The sequence below is a fragment of the Serratia sp. CoH_134_PS_4 genome (genome assembly GCF_058190535.1).
Map to the genome: position 1 here is coordinate 1,075,023 of NZ_JBXWKI010000001.1, position 18,122 is coordinate 1,093,144.

Sequence of the window (18,122 nt, forward strand, 5' to 3'; positions counted from 1 at the left end):
CTCAATGGTTACCGCACACGTTTTCATCGCATGCAGTCTGGATGGTTTTATCGCACGGCAAAATGGCGACATCGACTGGCTATTGCAACGCGACACCTCGGCCGAAGATCATGGTTTCGACGACTTTATCGCTGACAAAGACATGATCCTGATGGGAAGAGGCACTTATGAAAAAGTGCTCACCTTCGATAGCTGGCCTTATAACCTCCCGGTACTCGTGCTGTCCGAACAGCTGGCCAAAGAACCGGTTCCTCTGGCTCTGGAGGGCAAAGTCCGGTTCTCCACTCTCACGCCAAAGCACGCGCTTGAGTCATTGGCCGAGCAGGGAGTGCATCGGGTGTATGTTGATGGCGGGCAATTAATACAGTCCTTCCTGCGCGAGAGGCTGATCGCCGATATGGTGATCACCACCGTTCCCGTGCTACTGGGTTCGGGCCGGCCGTTGTTCGGCGACATGGCACAAGACATCGGTTTAGCACTGGTATCAAGCCGAAGCTTCCCTTCGGGCCTGGTGCAGTCCCACTATAGGGTGCTGCCCCAGTGACGCGCCCACGCGGACGGCCGACCAACGGCAAAGGGGTGGCGCGAGATGACATTCTGAATGCCGCTCTTGGCCTGATGGATGAAAGTGGCGGACAAGGGCTGACGATGCGTGCCCTCGCCGCCCGGCTTGGCGTCACACCAATGAGCCTGTATCACCACATTGGTGACCTTGCCGGGCTGCTACGCGCCTTGTCGGATCGCGTTTATGCGGAAACGCTGGCAGGATTGGACGGGTTGCCAGATCATCAGGCAGAAATTCGCACTTTGCTCACTCGCTACCACCGTGCTGTGGGTCACCATCCCCAATTAACGCTGGCGATTTTTGCTACACCCGAAGCCTTTGCCGGGGTAACCCGTCAGATCACCGATCGCCTCATGGCCTTGCTGGCCAAGATCACGACAGATCCCCTTCTTTGGCGCGATATTTTGATTGATCACGCGCATGGCAGTGGCTTGGCCCTTGTTTCGGTTCGCGGCGAGCCCCTACAAGTCCAGGCACTACAAAAGCAATATCAACAGGCTCTTGATCGTCTGCTGAACACGTTATCCGCGAGCGCGTAGCACCTTATCAATCAACCCCCACTCTGCCGCCTCATCAGCACTCATAAAGCGGTCGCGATCGAGAACACGCTCGACCTCTTCATAGCTACGGCCACAGTGTTCGGCGTACAGCCGGATCACGGTGTGCTTGGTGCGCTTCATCTCTTCAGCGTGGATCAGAATATCTGACGCCTGCCCCTGAAAACCTCCCAGTGGCTGGTGCACATGCAAGCTAGCATTGGGCAGCGCCATGCGATGCCCCGCTTCCCCCGCCATCAGCAACAATGATCCCATCGAACGCGCGGTGCCCATACATAACGTATGCACTGGCGCATTGATGTATTGCATGGTGTCGTAAATGGCAAAACCACTGGTGATCACGCCGCCCGGCGAATTGATGTACAGATTGATCGGTTTCTCTGGATTTTCAGCCTCAAGAAACAGCAGCTGAGCACAGAGCATTTCAGCCACCTGATCGTTTACCTCGCCGTTCAGGAAAACGATACGGTCACGCAGTAAGCGCGAATAAATGTCGAACGAACGTTCTCCCTGGCTGGTCTGTTCCACCACCATAGGGACGAGCAGCATCGATTCACGCATGGGTGAACTCCTGTTTTCAGATTGGAAAGATAAATTGAACGTCAGGCAGCGCGCATCAGGTGGCATCCGCTGTCGTTCGCTGCCGTTAACCGGTCGTCGTTTAGCCGGTGAATAACACGCAGCAGGCTGCCACCCGCCGCGGTGGGCTGAATTTGCAACGTCACGGTGCTTTCAAGGAACGGAGGTTGATCATCACGCATCCGGTAACTGATTTCTTTGCCCGGTGTCACCGCGACAGGTTCAGCATCGGCCAATGTAGTATTCGGTAACCATTGTTCGCGCAATGCCGGGATGCCAATCGCCCGCCAGACCTTCTCTGCCGGTGCATCGAGACGGTATTCCAGCACCAGTGGCTGCGGGTTGGCATCGGTCGGGTTCATTGGTCCATCTCCTTTAACAACACGTTAAGCCTGTCGATACGTGCCGGCCAGAAGGCACGGTATTTATCCAGCCACTGGGCTATCAGTGCCAGTCCGAGTGGATCCACCTGATAATTGACGAAACGGCCCTGGCGCGCTTCGCACACCAGACCAGCCTGCCGCAACACCGCCAAATGCTGTGACATCGCCGATTGGCTGATAGGCATACCTTCACGCAGCGCGCTGGCATTCATGCTGCCAGCGGCCAGTTTCTCGAAGATGGTGCGCCGGGTGGGATCCGCCAGCGCTTTGAAGATGTCATTTTCATTCATGACTAAACATTAGTACTCACTTATCTAATGCGCAAGTTTACAGCGCAAGATAACGGCTGATGGTTAAACCAGGCAAAAATCATCCTGCAAGAGCCAACGCCCCCAAACCGATAAACAACCCGGCGATAGTGGCGCTCATCAGATTAGATAATGTGGCGGCCAGCAACGCGCGCAGCCCCAGGCTGGCAATATCCGAAGCTCGGTCAGGGGCTACCGCACTGAATGCCCCAACCACCACGGCGATCGAGCCAAAGTTGGCGAACCCGCACAGCGCGAAGGAAATCACAGCGACAGTTTTTGGATCCAGCACGGCAACGGTGTCTTTAAGGTAGGCAGAAAAATTTACGTAAGCGACAAATTCGTTGATGGCCAGCTTTTGCCCAATCAGGCCGCCAACCAAGCCTGCGTTGTCCCAATTAACCCCCATGATGTATGCCAACGGAGAAAACAGATAGCCGAACAGCCTTTCCAGGCTCAGGTGTTCCCAGCCCAACAGGCCGCCCACGCCCCCAATCAGGCCATTAATCAACGCAATTAACGCCACAAATGCCATCACCACGGTAGCGACACCTACCGCAATTTTCAGCCCGAGCATTGCGCCGCCGGCCGCCGCTTCGATAATGCTGGCAGGACGTTTTTCGCTGAATGACATTTGGCTGAACTCGACCTGCGACACCTCAGTTGCCGGGCTCAGCATCCGTGCAAACAGTATCCCACCGGGGATCGCCATCAGCGAAGCCGCCAGTAAATATTCAATAGGTACGCCAAGGCCGGCATAGCCCACCAGCATCGATCCGGCGATCGACGCCATTCCGCTGCAAATCACGGTAAACAGCTCATTGCGGTTCATCTTGTTAATAAAAGGCTTCAGGACAGCCGGCAGCTCGTTCTGCCCCAAAAAAATGGTGGTTACCGCGGCAAAAGCCTCGACCTTGCTGATCCGCAGCATTTTCTGGAAAACATAACCCAATAGGTTAATCACCCAGCCCATCACGCCCAGGTAATAAAGAATAGAGATCAGCGCAGTAATAAAAATGATTGCCGGCAGAACATGAAAAGCGAAAACAAAACCCGCGCCGTCAAACAAAACATTCATTTTCGGCCCAACCAAGCCACCGAAAATAAATGCACTGCCCGCATCGCTGTACGAAATAACTTTATTGACGCCACCGGCAATCGCATTAATCACCCACTTACCGGCGGGCACATACAACATTATCGCGCCGAGAAGCACTTGCAGTATTAATGCACTGCTTACGGTTCTTAGGCTGATTCTTTTTCGGTTGTTGGAAAAAATAAACGCAATAAGGAGAAGAATACAGATACCAAACAGACTGCGCAGCAAGTCCATAAATCCATCCTTTTGTATCCGGTGTATTTCAAGCCGCAGCGTTGCTAACGGCAATACATGCCGCATCTGTAAGGGGCGAATAAATTCGCCCCGATTCACTCAAGCGGGGTGAAGCGCCCCAATCCTATCCCCGCACAATGTCTTAGGCCGCTTCCTCCTGATAACAGCACGCAATCTGCGCAGCCAATTTGGCGTTGTTGAACACCAATTGAATATTGGCGGTCAGGCTGTCGCCACCGGTCAGTTCAGCCACCCGGGCCAGTAAAAATGGCGTGCTGTCCTTCCCCTGAACGCCCTGTTCAACCGATTCACGCACTGCCCGCTCAATGGCGGCGTTAATTTTATCTTCCGGCACCGCATACTCCGCAGGGATCGGATTGGCAATCACCATGCCGCCCTCCAGGCCCGCCTGCCATTTGGTTGCCATCGCCCGGGCAATTTCCGCCGGAGCATCCAACTGAATGCTCACGCTGAAAGGGCTGGTGCGGCAAAAGAACGCAGGCAGCGTTGGGGTCTGATAACCAATCAGCGGCACACCGTGCGTTTCAAGATATTCTGTGGTCAGCCCTAAATCTAAAATGGACTTGGCGCCGGCGCAGATCACCGCAACGTTAGTGCGCGCCAGTTCCTGTAGATCCGCTGAAATATCAAAAGTGTGCTCAGCACCACGATGTACTCCGCCAATGCCACCGGTAGCAAAAACGTGGATACCCGCCATCTCGGCGATAATCATGGTGGAGGCCACCGTTGTCGCACCCTGTTTACCGGCAGCAACGATAAATGGCAGGTCACGACGACTGACTTTCGCCACCTTATGGCCTTCTTTGCCAAGCAGTTCGATTTCCTCGCGGGTTAACCCCGCTTTCATGCGCCCCTTGATAATGGCAATCGTGGCGGGCACCGCGCCGTTGTCACGGATCTTTTGCTCAACGTCCAGCGCAGTCTGTACGTTTTGCGGGTACGGCATGCCGTGAGAGATGATGGTGGATTCCAGAGCCACAACCGGGCGCTTATTGGCCAAGGCCTCGGCAACCTCCGGCGAAATATCCAGATAGTCATGGGAAATAAGGGTGTTTTTCATGATTGTAGCTCCAACAGTTTTTGAACGCTGCCATTCGACAGGTTAGGGTTATTGGTGAACTCGCAAGAAAGCGTTAATGCCGAACAGCCTTGGGCAAAACGAATGCTGTCTGCCAGCGTCATATCTTCCAGCCAGCAGTGGGCCAGGCCCGCCATCATGGCGTCTCCGGCACCGGTCACGTTGACAATGTTGACGGCCAATGGCTGTGACCAACCGTTTTGCCCGTCGATTTCGCTGTAATAAACGCCCTCGGGCCCCATGCTGAGCGCCAATCGTTGCACCCCTTGTTGGTGGAACCATTGGGCAATCGGCTGCGCGTCCTGTGGCCCGTGAATAGGCATACCGCTGAGGATTTCGGCTTCGAGGCGGTTCGGTTTGAGCGTATGAATATGTGAGAGCCAACGGCGGATTTTGGGCGCTTTAAATGCCGATACGGTATCAACGAATACCGGTACGCTGCCGGAATGGCCGAATAACCAAGCCAGCGCATCCTCCGTAAGATTACAATCCACCACCAACACCCCCGCATGCTGGATCAGATCTTTAGAGGTGGCCAATAATGCCGGCGTGAGTTTTTCAAGGATCCGCATGTCATTAATGGCTACCAGCATTTCTCCGCTGTTATCGAGCAAAGAAACGTAGGTTGAGGTATTTTCGCCATGCAATTTATGGAAGTTATCGATATGCACTCCCGCCAGCTTTGCCTGCTCCAACAATGTTTCACCATAAAAATCATTACCGACAACGGAAATAAGGTGGCATTCTCGGCCTAGCAACGCGATATTTTGTGCAATGTTTCTGCCTACACCGCCTGGCGTACATTTTATTTTTCCTGGATTAGAATCCTCATAAACCAATTTAGATGCGGCATAACCACAGACGTCCATATTTGTCGAACCGACGGTGACCACATAACTGTGCTCCGACAATATATAGCCCTTGCCTTTTATATATCCTTTATTAATTAAGTTCATTATGTGTCCGGCGACACCAGAGCGGCTAATACCTAAAACATCGGCAATGTCCTGCTGTGGGATCAAAGGATCACGTCTCAGAATATGCAATATCTGTTTTTCTCTGCTGGTCATATTGGACACTTATTTGTTTTTAAACATGAGTTTGTTTTATAACGACCATGAAATTCAGTAAAGTGAGATTCATATCTTTAACGAGGATTTGGGAAGGCGATCGTAATGCGGATGAATGAAGTTTCAGCAGTAATTCTGTGATAGTCATCAAATTATAAATGCGGTTTTGGGGGGAGGAAGTAGCCTAAAATAATCATTAGCCATAACACAGTATTTTATTCTGACAATAATTCTAGTAAAACAAATGGATAGCGTTTTTGTCTTAAGAGACTAACTTTTGTTTGGTTGGTAGAGTTTAATCGATTTGTGGTGCAGTCTGAAAAAAAGCCATCCCGCAGAAAAGAGATGGCTTTCACAGTTGTCCTGACAACAGGACAGCAGACCAAAATGCGCGGACAACATGAAGAAACGCTGGCTGCTCTGAACAACGATGATCGCGGCGCGTGTCGCAGTGAAGCTGATGAAAAATCCCGGTGCGTTCAACACTTACGCCCACTCGGCACAGCTCTCAATGCGGCATAACGACGCTTTCACTCAGTAAACCCACCGTTTCCCTGCCAGAACAGGCGACTGGCAGGGTATGAAGACTATGACTTAATCGGGATCACCAGTACGTCAAGGTTCAACTGGTTGATGGCATGCTGGGTGGAGGAAAAGAGCTTGTTCCACAGGTCGTGATGATGGCCGAAGATCACCAGATCGATGTTTTTATCCACGATGGCATTCTTCAATTCTTCAATGAAATCGCCGCGCCCAATAATCACCTCGTTGATGGGGTAGTTCACGTTTTGGGTCAGTGGCTCCATCTCTTTTTTGATCTTGTCTTCAAAAGACACCCCATCGTAATTTCTCTCTGAAAAGCCAATCGCCGCGTGGTAGGTATCATAGTGAACATCGACGTAGATCAGAGAAAGTTTTGCCTGCAACGCGTCGGCCAGCCTCGCGCCTTTTTCCACCAGCCGTTTGCCGTCATCACTCAGGTCGGTGGCAATCACAATATGTTGGTAACACATAGCGCCTCCTGTCATTGATTCATAGAGACCCCAACTTGCGCGGCAACACTTATGTTGCCCCGTTATGGATAATTTTAGTTCAGAACCCTGTGGGATGAGCGAGGATATTGCGGTGGAATGGCCCCTTTACCGGGGCCAGGCAGGCTCAGCGTACGCGTTGTGCCTCAAACCACACATTGCATACCGACAAGATCAACGTGTTGGCGTCTTTCACCAGCACATTGTCCCCCGGGACACCGTCAGTGCCCTGATCGGTGATGCCTTTGATCGCAGTATCCGCATGCTGGATAACGACCCGCTCAACCGCAGGTGTACTGATCCCCAGCATTGGGAAGTCGATATAAGAACTGCTGCCGGAATTGTCCTCGACAAACTCCTGCGCCTCTACCGTGCTGACGGTAGCACCATCACTTTTCAGCGTGGTGCCATTCCAATTGAAGCCATCGGTCTTATAGCTGATTTTGCCGCCAATCAGGCTTTTCGCCTGTTGTTCGTCCCAACACCCCACCGTTTGCGTCGGCAAGATCTTGCTGACGTGCCAGTTGCCCAACAACGTTTTAGGGATCGGTTCTGCCACGGTTTCCGCCGCCTGAACCTGAATCGCTGATACGCAAGTCAAAACCACCAATGGCAGCAGCGCCTTGCGCCACATGTTAAATTGCATTTTTATTTTCCTTTGGCTATTTGCGCCCCAGGAGGGCTTTCCGTCATCATAATGAGCCGGTGGAACCTGCGTCAAAATAAACTGACTACCAAGGGCACAAACAGGATATCGACACAGAACCCAGGCGGTTTGCGCAAGTTTGACACAGCCTGATGCGGCTCATAGCAAATCGCTATTAATCATAGTGAATCAGTATTTTATTTTAGCCAGGTGATTATCTAGAGTCACAGCCACTATTGAGCCTGCGATAACCAGCAGGCTATTTTGACAAGGACTCTGGGAAATGACATTGACTCTGAAAAAACTCACCGCGGCGCTGGCAATAGCCAGCACCCTCCTGCTGACTGCCTGTGGGCCGACGGCACAAGACGATCACCATATCAAAGTCGGCATCAGTGCAGGTATCGATCAGTCACTGTGGGCGGTGGTGCAAAAAGTTGCCAAGCAGAAGTACGATCTGGATGTAGAAGTGGTGACATTCAATGATTACGTGCTGCCCAACGAAGCGCTGAATAATGGCGATCTTGATATCAACGCCTTCCAACATAAACCTTATCTGGAAAAGCAGAGCCAGGAGCGCGGCTACAAACTGGTCGCAGTGGGGAATACCTTTGTTTTCCCCATTGCCGGTTACTCGAAAAAAATCACCGCTATCAGCCAACTGCCAGACGGCGCTCAAATCGCCGTGCCGAATGACCCGACTAACCTTGGGCGATCGCTCCTCCTGTTACAAAAACAGGGGCTGATCGTGCTGAAAGACGGCGTTGGGCTACTGCCAACCGCGCTGGATATCGTCAGCAACCCGAAGAAACTGAACATCGTCGAGATCGAAGCGCCGCAGTTGCCACGGGCATTGGATGACAAACAGATTGCGCTGGCGATTATCAACACCAACTACTCCAGCCAGATCGGCCTGTCACCGGCCAAAGACGGGTTGTTTGTCGAAGATAAGAACTCGCCTTACGTCAATATCTTCGCCAGCCGGGTGGATAATCAGAACAATGAAAACGTGAGAAATCTGGTCAAGGCCTACCAGACCGATGAAGTTGCCGCCAGCGCTGTCGACATCTACAAAGGTGACGCGGTTAAAGGCTGGTAATCTGCACCTCCCCCCATGGTGACCATCATGGGGGATTTTGCCCCCTATTTTTGTTCGCTTTTCACCCACCAAGCCCGCGATGTATGGATACGCCGCCATCGACCAGCATGGCGGTACCGGTGACGAATGACGACGCGTCAGAGGCCAGATAAAGCGCCGACCTGGCGATCTCTTCGGGGGTGGCCAATCGTTTAAGCGCATGTAGGTTAGCCACTTGCCTCAATGCCTCGGGGGTATTGCTCATTTGTCTCCCCATGGCGGTATCCGTGCCACCGGGCAGCAGTGCATTAACCCGGATCCCCAGGCCACCAAACTCCACCGCCAGAGCCTGCGTCAAACCAATCAGGCCCGACTTGCTGGCGGCATAAGCAGCAGTACCAGGGAAGGCCGCAGTATGGCCGACAAAGGTGGAAGTGAAGATCACCGACCCTGCCCCGCGGGCCAGCATGGCGGGGATTTGATATTGGGCGCCATAGTAGGCGCTGGACAAATTGGTTTCGATCACCTCGTGCCACTCATCCGCATTTAACGCCAATGATGGGCGCAATGGCCCCAGCGTACCGGCGTTGTTAAAGGCAATGTCCAAACCACCAAACGTGCCAACCGCTGTATCGACCAAGGCTTTAGCAAAGGCTTCATCCCTGACATCCCCTGCCACCCACTCGGCCAGGCCACCCTCGTACCGAATGTCCATCGCCAGCTGTTCAAGCTGCTGCTCGCGCCGAGCCCCCAATACCACCGAGGCGCCCATCCGGGCAAAAAGCAACGCTGCGGCCCTACCGATGCCCGAACTGGCACCACTGATAATCGCTACCTTACCGCCCAATGTGTTCATTTATCATCCTCATCAAGTCAGGAGACCACATTGTGGGGGAATAGGTCATGTGATGCTCGCTGTAAGCGGACATACAATTGACGCAAAAAAAGCGCTGCATGCAGCGCCCTCTCAGCGTTGTAAAACCGCGGTTACTTCGCCACGTATTTCTGCATATTGGCTGGGGTCACCAGCTCGAACGGGATCCAATAGTAAGGATCGAGCTTTTCACCTTTAATCATGCGCTGTGCCACGTCAACCGAGGCCTTGCCTTGGCCCACTGCATCCTGAAATACCGTTACCTGCATCTTGCCGGAAGACAACGCTTTCAAGCCGTCTGGCGTCGCATCTATGCCGCCAATCAACACCTTACTGTCCTTTTTGCCCGCCTGTTGTAACGCCATGATCGCGCCAATCGCCATCTCGTCGTTATTGGCCGCGATAATATCGATAGGCTCACCGTTGGTGATCCAATTGAGCATCAGATCCATGCCCTCACTGCGCGAGTAGTTGGCGCTCTGCTTTTGCACAACTTTCATTTTCGGGTACTTCGCCACCACCTGCTCCACATCCTTGGTACGTTGCAGCGCACCGGCGTCGGTCAGGTTGCCAATCATCACGCCGACGTTACCCTGATAGTTTGCCAACCGCGCCAGCTCCTCCATCTGCAATGTACCGGACTGCTTCTCGTCGGAGCCAACAAACACCACGCCAGACGGCAGTTTATCGTCACCCGGCGTGCGGTTCACATACACCAGCGGTATACCGGCTTTAGTCACCATTTTGGTGATAGCAGGTGTGCCTGCTGAGTTAACGGGATCGACAATAATCGCGTCCACCCCGGCGCTAATAAAGTTCTGCACCTGATCGGTTTGGCGGCCGACGTCGCCACGTGCATCTTCAAATTGCACGTTGATACCGCGTACCTTGGCTTCTTTGTCGATCGAATGGCGAATGATGGTCAGAAAGTTTTGGTCAAAATAGGCCATCGATACACCAATGGTTTCCGCCAACACCGACGTGGAACAACTGAGCGCAGCGACCAACACGATTCTTTTTACGTATTTCATGGCGATTCCCCTGAGGTAAAAAAAAACCGCCGGGCAAATTGCTCCGGCGGGGATTTACGGCAATCAGTGTTTTTTGCGGTTGCGCCGCATGTCGATAGAAACTGCAGCGACGATAATCACGCCTTTGATAATGTCCTGAATATAGGAGTCCACGCCGACAAAGGTGAAACCACTTTTAATCAGCCCAAGAATGACCGCGCCGATCAGTGTGCCGGTAATACGCCCGACGCCCCCCATCAGGCTACTGCCGCCAATCACCGCTGCGGCGATAGCGTCCAGCTCGTAAGACATGCCCATGCTCGACTGGCCGCTGCTGACGCGTGCCGCCAAGACTACGCCCGCCAGGCCCGCTAGCCCCCCGGCAATGGTATAGACCATCACCAGGTATTTATTGACGTTAATACCGGACACTCTGGCGGATGTCATGTTGCCGCCAATAGCGTAAATGTATTTACCGTAACGGGTGTGTTTCAAGGCGATATGGAAGATCACGGCTATCACCAGGAAGATAATCACCGGCATCGCACCTTGGCCGATGGACGTAAACCCGTCTGACAGGAAGCTGACCGGGTTACCCTGGGTGTAGTACTGCGCCAGACCACGTGCCGACACCATCATGCCCAAGGTGGCAATAAACGGCGGGATACCGGTGCGGGTAATCAGGAATCCGTTGATAAAGCCACAAAGAATACCCACGCCGATCCCCGCACCAATCGGGATTGCAGCGGGCAGATCAAGCAGTGCCGGATACATCGGTGAGATACTGTCGGACGTTTGCGCCAGGCTGGCCGCGACCACGGCGGTCAAGGCAATCAACGAACCGGAAGAGAGATCGATACCGGTAGTGATAATGACCTGAGTCACCCCCACGGCGATAATACCGATAATTGCCACCTGTAACACAATCAGCAGCAGGCGGTTAGGGTTCATCAGAAATGATTGGTCACGGATGTACCAACCGAGAATTTCAAACACCAACGCAATACCGATCATCACGATAAAGATACCGGTGTCTTTCGGCATTTTGCCACTCAGGCCAGAGAACAGCGGCGCTTTACCCGCAAGCGGTTTCTCGACTTTTACATTACTCATGGTGGTTCACCTTTGCGTTATTCAGAGGCCAGCGCCAGGATTTTTTCCTGATCCGCGTCGTCTTTATCCAAAATGCCGGTAATACGGCCACCGTGCATTACCATCACCCGATCGCTCATGCCGAGAATTTCCGGTAATTCAGATGACACCAAAATAATGGCGACGCCACGGTTCGCCAGCTCACTGATCAAACGATAGATTTCTGCCTTCGCGCCCACATCAATGCCGCGCGTAGGTTCATCGAGGATCAAGATTTTCGGTTGTGCCAGCAGCCAACGGGCAATTAACACTTTCTGCTGATTGCCGCCGCTCAGGTTATTGATGATTTGGTCCATGGTCGGGGTTTTGATATTGAGCTTTTTGATCTGCTCCATACAGTCTTTGGCCATCTGCACATGGCTGACAAACCCATTTTTGCCAATGTATTCCGACAGGTTGACGATACTCATGTTCTCGACCACCGACAGCACCAGAAACAGCCCTGATTTCTTGCGGTCTTCGGTGAGAAACGCTAACCCGAGCTCAATGGCGCGGGACGGGGAATCCACCTTGGTGGCCTTGCCTTCAATAAAGATGCTGCCGCCGTCTGCCGGGTGCATACCGAACAGGCTTTCCATGACCTCACTACGACCGGCCCCCACCAACCCGGCAACACCGAGGATCTCGCCGCGTTTAACGCTGAACGAAATATCATGGAACCAGTTGGCACGACGCAGCCCTTCGACCCGCAGCACTTCCTCGCCGATATTGTTGTTAAATTTGGGGAACATCTGGGTCAGTTCGCGCCCAACCATCATGGTGATCAGCGACTGTTTAGTCAGGTTTTCGGTTTTATCGCAGGCGATAAACGTACCGTCGCGGAAAATGCTCACCTCATCGGTGATGGCAAAAATCTCGTCCATCTTGTGGCTGATATAAATGATGCCTTTGCCCTGCTCGCGCAGTTCGCGAATGATGGCAAACAGGTGTACGACCTCGCCCTCGGTCAGCGCCGACGTAGGTTCGTCCATGATCAGCACATCCGCGTTGTAGGAAACGGCCTTGGCGATCTCGACCATTTGCTGGTTAGCAATGCTCAATTCACCCACCAGCATTTCCGGCTTGAGCTTGATGTTCAGTCGGGCCAACAACTCGCGGGTTTTCTTGTTCAGTTGGTCATGATTCACAAACCCAAGCTTTGCCGGTTCGCGCCCCAACCAGATGTTTTCTGCCACCGTCATATAAGGCACCAGGTTGAGTTCCTGGTGAATCATGGAAATACCCGAATGCAGTGCCTGCAGCGTATCGCTGAAAGTCACAGGCTGGCCTTTTATTTTTATCGTGCCTTCATCAGGGTGATAAATGCCGATTAAGCATTTCATCAGCGTGGACTTACCCGCGCCGTTTTCGCCCATTAACGCGTGTACGCTGCCTGGTTTGATTTTAATTGAGACTTTATCCAGCGCCTTCACGCCGGGAAACTGCTTACTGATGCCTTCAGCCTCAAGAACATAAGGATACATACAAATAACCTCCGCCGTTCGTCAATGCATCCCTGCCGTATTTACCGCCGTTTGCCGGGTAAATACGGCAAAGGATATATACCCATCGCCTTCAAGCTGCAGTGTTGTTGCCTGCTTTTCCTTACCCCAGTTGCAGCTTGAAATTCATCAGGTATAACCGCGCTGTCTTAACGCTTACTTTCTGTTCTTGTCGGCAAATTCTTGATAATTGGCCTTGGTAATCAGCTGATACGGGATCAGTACGTTGCTTTCCACTTTCTCGCCTTTCACCAGCTGAATGGCCGTTTGCACCGCACCTTCACCCTGCCCTTTGGCGTCCTGGAATACGCTCAGCGCCAGATCGCCCTTCTTGATGAATTCCAGCGCGTCCGGTGTACCGTCAACGCCGGCCACCAGCACGCCGCTCTTCTTCGCCTGCTTCAGCGCGAGGATCGCACCAATCGCCATTTCGTCATTGTTGGAGGCAATAGCGTCAATTTTCTGACCGGTCAGCGCCCAGTCGGTGGTGATGTCGACGGCTTCTTTACGGCCCCACTTAGCCGTTTGCTTGTCGAGGATTTTGATGCCGGGGTACTTGGCCGCCACTTCTTCCACGCCACGGGTGCGGTCACGGGTCGCCTCATTGGAAAGTTCACCCATCAGGATCATCACATTGCCCTTGCCGTTCATCAGCTTGGCCAACTCTTCCATCTGCAGCTTGCCGGCCAGTTTGGAGTCTGAACCGACGTAGGCCATGCCTGCCGGCAGCGTGACTTCCGGACGGCGGTTAACAAACACCAACGGGATCTTGGCGTTTTCCGCCAGTTTGATCATCGGCTTCACGCCCTGGGTATCGACCGGGTTGAGAATGATGGCGTCGACGCCTTGGCTGACAAAGTTCTCGATCTGTTGGATCTGCTGGGCAATGTCCCCTTTAGCATCTTCAAACTGACCGCTGACATTGCCGTCCTGTTTCATTTTGTTCTGCATTGACTGGCGTAGGATGGTGAGGAAATTGTCATCGAAATAAGCCATTGAAACGCCGATTTTGATGTCTTTAGCCAATACGGTGGCCGGCAACATGCACATCAATACCGAGGTGACGATCAGTTTCTTCAGCTTCATGTTCTGTACCCTTTAATTGTTAGAGTGAAGAGGCCTGTTGATTTGACAGCTAATGAAAAATATTTTTTACATTCAAACAACAATCCGGTCGATGTTATCCCTTTGATACGGCAGATTTATCGCATTTTCGCCGTATCCAAGCGGTGCGTAAAATTTTGATCTACGTCTCAAAATAGATTAGAAACAATACGTTAAAACAAACACTCTTAAGGGGAGTTTATCTTCCCACCTCGCAATCAAATGTTTATTTCATAATTGAGATTATTGAAACTTTTTAACCCAAACAAGCGAAACATGCGTTTTGGAATAACCAAGTAACAAAAACATGACACGGATCTAACAAATGACGTAAAAGCCATCAGCGCGATCGTTCCTTTAGTGCGTTAGGCTACGCAGAAGCCCCACAGCGATGAAAAATGGCGGCGCGATTTCTTCGAAAATATGCGAGCAAGCGCGCAGTTTGTGGATCCGCTGTTTCATCCCCCGCGTTACTCGACAATACTGAATGGACAGTATTTTCAGGAGGATCTGACATGCAGCTCAGCAGTAAGGTACGGATGAACCGGCTGTTTAATAACGGCAAGTGCCTGGACGTGGCGATTGACCATGGCATCGCCAATGAGCCCGATTTTTTAATCGGTCTGGAAGATATCGAACGCGTGATGGACAGCCTGATTGTTGCCCGGCCAGACGCCATTCAGGTCAACTATGGCCAAGCGGATTTGCTGCAACGGTCTGCGCAACGTGATAAACCGGCGCTGGTGATGCGTACCGACGTGGGTAACGCTTATAACGCCGCACGCCACCGTGAAATGTGGGCGGTATTGCATAACCCCGAGGCGCCCATCCTTGCGGCATTGCAAATGGATGCCGCTGCCGTGGTGGTTAACCTGTACCTCATCCCCGATGAACCCGGCATTTTCCGCCAGTGCGTAGACAATATTGGTCGCCTGCGTCATGCCTGTGAACGCTATGCTATGCCATTGATGATCGAACCCCTGGTGATGGCCCCCGCTGGTCAGGGTTCGGCTTATGGCTCGTTGGGCGACGTAGAAAAAATGGTTCCGCTGGTGCGCCTGGCACGCGAACTGGGCGCCGACATCATCAAGGCCGATCCCACTGACCAAGTGGAGGATTTCCATCGTATCGTTGAGGCGGCACGCTGCCCGACATTAGTGCGCGGCGGCGGTAAAGGCGAACTGGGCGCCGTGCTGGAGAAATCCGCCGCGTTAATGGCACAGGGCGCATCCGGTATGGTTTACGGCCGCAATGTGTATCAGCACAGCAACCCGTCCAACGTGGTGAGCGCACTTATGGCAATCATCCATCAGGGTGCCAGCGGCCAACAGGCACTGGAAATCTATCATCAGCCCTGATGCCCGGCTTTTGTAATTAAAATAATCCCTCACCCGGCGGCAGCATGTTATAACCTGCTGCCGGTCGCTGCCCTGCACGTCATTCCTCGCTATTATCCTGATATACCCATTCGGAGAACCGCTATGCCAAAACAACGGGTACCGTTGAAGCTCAGTACTACTCTCACGTTGATGGTGTCTGCCATCATCGCTTCGGTATTGCTGGTGGTGTATGCGCTGTTTTTTGTGCAGATGAATCACGAGGGGCAGGATCAGCAACGCCAGAAGGCAATGGCAATCGCCGAAACCCTGGCGCTGTCCAGCAACGTCATTGATGGCCTGTTACACGAGGACCACAGCGGCGCAATCCAGCATTTTGCCGAGCAAGTGCGCCAGCAAAACGAATTGCTGTTTGTGGTGGTGGTCGATATGAAAGGCATCCGCTATTCACACCCCAAGCCTTGGCTGATCGGTCAACATTTTATCGGGACCGATTTGGAACCTGCATTGCAAGGCAAAACCAACAGCGCTATCAGCCGCGGAGCATTAGCCCCCTCACTGCGCGTGTTCGCCCCCGTCTATGACAGCGAGCGGCGGCAGATTGGCGTGGTGGCGCTAGGCATTGCGCTCGACACCGTACACCGAGTGGTGGGCGAAAGCCGCTGGATAATCTACTGGACCATCGCCTTCGCCGCGCTGGTCGGCACGCTCGGCACCTTCTTTTTGGTGAAGGCGCTTAAGCGTATCATGCTCGGTTTTGAACCTTACGAAATCTCTAACCTGTTCGAACAACGCAACGCCATGCTGCAATCGATTAAAGAAGGCGTCATCGCGGTCGATAACCAGTCACGCATCACCATTGTTAATGACGAAGCCAAGCGCCTTCTGCGCCAAAGCGGGCCATTCGAGAACCTGTTGCTGGAATCAGCCAGCCGGTATTGGCCTGCTCAACTGCATCTGGCGGAAGTTTTGGCCAGTGGCAAACCGCTGCGTGATCAACAGATCAACTTTAACGGCAGTGAACTGTTAACCAACACCGTACCGGTGATCGTTAAAGGCCAGGTGATTGGCGCCATCGCCACTTTCCGCGATAAAACCGAGATCAGCCAATTGGTGCAACGCCTGAGTGGCATGGCGCACTACGCCGATGCGTTGCGCGTGCAATCTCATGAATTTATGAACAAACTGCATGTGATCCTCGGTATGTTGCATATGAAGGCCTATCAGCAACTGGAAAACTACATCATCAACACCGCCAGTAATTATCAGGAAGAGATCGGCGCGTTGTTGCGGAAAATCCAGTCGCCGGAAGTGGCAGGCTTCTTTATTGGCAAGATCAGCCGTGCTCATGAAGCCGGTATTGAGTTGACCATTGATGAAGCCAGCCTGCTGCCCGAAACCGACGATGCGGAAACGACCCACGTGCTGATCAGCGTACTGGGTAACCTGATTGAAAATGCCATTGACGCTATCGATGGCGTTGAAGGGCATGAGATCAACCTGAGCTTTCATCACAATGATAATCACTTACACTGTATCGTCAGTGACGACGGCCCCGGTATCGATCCTGCACTCGGCGAACGCATTTTTGAACAAGGCGTATCCACCAAAGGACCGGGGCGCGGCATCGGTCTGGCGCTGATTCGCAGCAGCCTGAAGAAACTGGGCGGCAGCATTGATTTCGAATCTGAACCGGGTGAATTGACCCAATTTTTTGTACATATTCCCTATCAAGCCAAGGGCTGAACCATGATTAACGTATTGATTATTGACGACGACCCGATGGTGGCGGAGCTGAACAAATACTACCTGAGCCAGGTCAGCGGCTTTCACTGCCAGGCGACGGTCGCTACGCTAGCGCAAGCGCGTGCGCTATTGGCCTCCCCCGATGTCAGTATCGATCTGGTGCTGTTAGATATTTATATGCAGCAAGAGAATGGACTGGACCTGTTGCCCGGCCTGCGCGAACTGGGTGAGAAAACCGACGTCATCATCATTTCCTCCGCCAGCGACGTGGACACCGTACAACGCGCCTTGCACTACGGCGTAGTGGATTATCTGATTAAGCCCTTCCAGTTTGGTCGTTTCAAAGAGGCGCTGAGCAACTACCAACAGCAGTCGCAGATCCTGGCACAGCGCGAATTCTCACAAGGGGATGTCGACAGTTTGTTGCGCCGTCAGCCCAACAGTGGCGAAAGCAAAAAACTGCCGAAGGGATTAACCAGCATCACGCTGAGTACGGTATGCGAATGGATTGAACAGCAGCACGACGGGGAGTTTTCTACCGATAACCTGGCTAACGCCATCGGCATCTCACGGGTGTCCTGTCGTAAATACCTGATTTATTTGGCGGAGAGCGGCATTCTTGGCACCCGGATCCTCTATGGCACCACCGGCAGGCCGGTTTATCTTTACCAGTTAAAGCCAGACGCGATTGCCATGTTGAAAGAGTATTGCCGCTAGCAATATCCCCGGCAAAGGCCGGGGAGCAATGGGCCGTTGGCCAAGCCAACTG

19 protein-coding genes are annotated in these 18,122 nt (G+C 52.8%); 6 read left to right on the forward strand and 13 right to left on the reverse strand.

Going from position 1 to position 18,122, the window contains the following annotated elements:
* The first annotated feature begins 4 nt into the window (after positions 1-4).
* Together AC2FCQ_RS04940 and AC2FCQ_RS04945 are read left to right on the forward strand one after the other, a co-directional pair.
* Entirely contained in the window at positions 5-544 is a 540-nt protein-coding gene (locus tag AC2FCQ_RS04940; protein WP_490307666.1) for a dihydrofolate reductase family protein, read from the forward strand.
* Positions 541-1,104 (forward strand): TetR/AcrR family transcriptional regulator, encoded by a 564-nt coding sequence (locus AC2FCQ_RS04945; protein WP_209632837.1) that lies wholly within the window; start codon positions 541-543, stop codon positions 1,102-1,104. The genes AC2FCQ_RS04940 and AC2FCQ_RS04945 overlap by 4 nt, the downstream gene beginning before the upstream one ends.
* Here AC2FCQ_RS04945 and AC2FCQ_RS04950 read toward each other — a convergent pair.
* From AC2FCQ_RS04950 to AC2FCQ_RS04985, 8 genes are all read right to left on the reverse strand, one after another.
* Positions 1,087-1,683, reverse strand: a complete 597-nt coding sequence (locus AC2FCQ_RS04950; protein WP_404759785.1) for an ATP-dependent Clp protease proteolytic subunit — start codon at positions 1,681-1,683, stop codon at positions 1,087-1,089. The two genes, AC2FCQ_RS04945 and AC2FCQ_RS04950, sit on opposite strands and share 18 nt — an antisense overlap.
* Before the next feature lie 41 nt (positions 1,684-1,724).
* Positions 1,725-2,063, reverse strand: a complete 339-nt coding sequence (locus AC2FCQ_RS04955; RefSeq protein WP_490307667.1) for an SRPBCC family protein — start codon at positions 2,061-2,063, stop codon at positions 1,725-1,727.
* Positions 2,060-2,374 carry an ArsR/SmtB family transcription factor gene (locus AC2FCQ_RS04960; protein WP_209632834.1) on the reverse strand — a complete coding sequence of 105 codons (315 nt, stop codon included), beginning with the start codon at positions 2,372-2,374 and terminating at the stop codon, positions 2,060-2,062. The genes AC2FCQ_RS04955 and AC2FCQ_RS04960 overlap by 4 nt, the downstream gene beginning before the upstream one ends.
* 79 nt (positions 2,375-2,453) lie before the next feature.
* Positions 2,454-3,725, reverse strand: coding sequence for a NupC/NupG family nucleoside CNT transporter (locus AC2FCQ_RS04965; RefSeq protein WP_490307668.1), 1,272 nt, complete (start codon positions 3,723-3,725; stop codon positions 2,454-2,456).
* 142 nt (positions 3,726-3,867) lie between these two features.
* On the reverse strand, positions 3,868-4,806 hold the full coding sequence (locus tag AC2FCQ_RS04970; RefSeq protein ID WP_265557003.1) for a pseudouridine-5'-phosphate glycosidase: 939 nt from the start codon (positions 4,804-4,806) through the stop codon (positions 3,868-3,870).
* Positions 4,803-5,894: a PfkB family carbohydrate kinase gene (locus AC2FCQ_RS04975; protein ID WP_490307669.1), complete on the reverse strand. Its 1,092-nt coding sequence runs from the start codon at positions 5,892-5,894 to the stop codon at positions 4,803-4,805. The genes AC2FCQ_RS04970 and AC2FCQ_RS04975 overlap by 4 nt, the downstream gene beginning before the upstream one ends.
* Before the next feature lie 587 nt (positions 5,895-6,481).
* Entirely contained in the window at positions 6,482-6,907 is a 426-nt protein-coding gene (locus AC2FCQ_RS04980; protein WP_209632830.1) for a universal stress protein, read from the reverse strand.
* Between the two features lie 145 nt (positions 6,908-7,052).
* The gene (locus tag AC2FCQ_RS04985; RefSeq protein ID WP_209632829.1) at positions 7,053-7,571 is read right to left on the reverse strand and encodes a hypothetical protein; all 519 of its coding nucleotides are present in this window, start codon (positions 7,569-7,571) and stop codon (positions 7,053-7,055) included.
* Positions 7,572-7,854: 283 nt separating this feature from the next.
* On the opposite strand from AC2FCQ_RS04985, the gene metQ reads away from it, so the two are divergent.
* Complete coding sequence (gene metQ / locus AC2FCQ_RS04990) at positions 7,855-8,670, forward strand: methionine ABC transporter substrate-binding lipoprotein MetQ (protein WP_490307670.1); 816 nt, start codon at positions 7,855-7,857, stop codon at positions 8,668-8,670.
* A 61-nt stretch (positions 8,671-8,731) separates the two neighbouring features.
* Here the strand turns inward: metQ and AC2FCQ_RS04995 are convergent, their stop codons facing one another.
* The 5 genes from AC2FCQ_RS04995 to AC2FCQ_RS05015 all read right to left on the reverse strand — a co-directional run bounded on the left by AC2FCQ_RS04995 (position 8,732) and on the right by AC2FCQ_RS05015 (position 14,252).
* Complete coding sequence (locus AC2FCQ_RS04995; protein ID WP_490307671.1) at positions 8,732-9,505, reverse strand: SDR family oxidoreductase; 774 nt, start codon at positions 9,503-9,505, stop codon at positions 8,732-8,734.
* A 131-nt stretch (positions 9,506-9,636) separates the two neighbouring features.
* On the reverse strand, positions 9,637-10,554 hold the full coding sequence (locus tag AC2FCQ_RS05000) for a sugar ABC transporter substrate-binding protein (protein ID WP_265557007.1): 918 nt from the start codon (positions 10,552-10,554) through the stop codon (positions 9,637-9,639).
* 63 nt (positions 10,555-10,617) lie between these two features.
* Positions 10,618-11,646, reverse strand: coding sequence for an ABC transporter permease (locus tag AC2FCQ_RS05005; protein ID WP_209632825.1), 1,029 nt, complete (start codon positions 11,644-11,646; stop codon positions 10,618-10,620).
* Positions 11,647-11,663: 17 nt separating this feature from the next.
* Positions 11,664-13,148, reverse strand: a complete 1,485-nt coding sequence (locus tag AC2FCQ_RS05010; protein WP_209632824.1) for a sugar ABC transporter ATP-binding protein — start codon at positions 13,146-13,148, stop codon at positions 11,664-11,666.
* A 174-nt stretch (positions 13,149-13,322) separates the two neighbouring features.
* The gene (locus AC2FCQ_RS05015; RefSeq protein WP_037420357.1) at positions 13,323-14,252 is read right to left on the reverse strand and encodes a sugar ABC transporter substrate-binding protein; all 930 of its coding nucleotides are present in this window, start codon (positions 14,250-14,252) and stop codon (positions 13,323-13,325) included.
* Between the two features lie 533 nt (positions 14,253-14,785).
* Here AC2FCQ_RS05015 and AC2FCQ_RS05020 point away from each other — a divergent pair.
* From AC2FCQ_RS05020 to dcuR, 3 genes are all read left to right on the forward strand, one after another.
* Positions 14,786-15,628, forward strand: a complete 843-nt coding sequence (locus tag AC2FCQ_RS05020) for a class I fructose-bisphosphate aldolase (RefSeq protein ID WP_209632823.1) — start codon at positions 14,786-14,788, stop codon at positions 15,626-15,628.
* Positions 15,629-15,751: 123 nt separating this feature from the next.
* Positions 15,752-17,353: a sensor histidine kinase gene (locus tag AC2FCQ_RS05025; RefSeq protein ID WP_490307672.1), complete on the forward strand. Its 1,602-nt coding sequence runs from the start codon at positions 15,752-15,754 to the stop codon at positions 17,351-17,353.
* A 3-nt stretch (positions 17,354-17,356) separates the two neighbouring features.
* Positions 17,357-18,070 (forward strand): two-component system response regulator DcuR, encoded by a 714-nt coding sequence (dcuR, locus tag AC2FCQ_RS05030; RefSeq protein ID WP_404759793.1) that lies wholly within the window; start codon positions 17,357-17,359, stop codon positions 18,068-18,070.
* Positions 18,071-18,122: the final 52 nt, after the last annotated feature.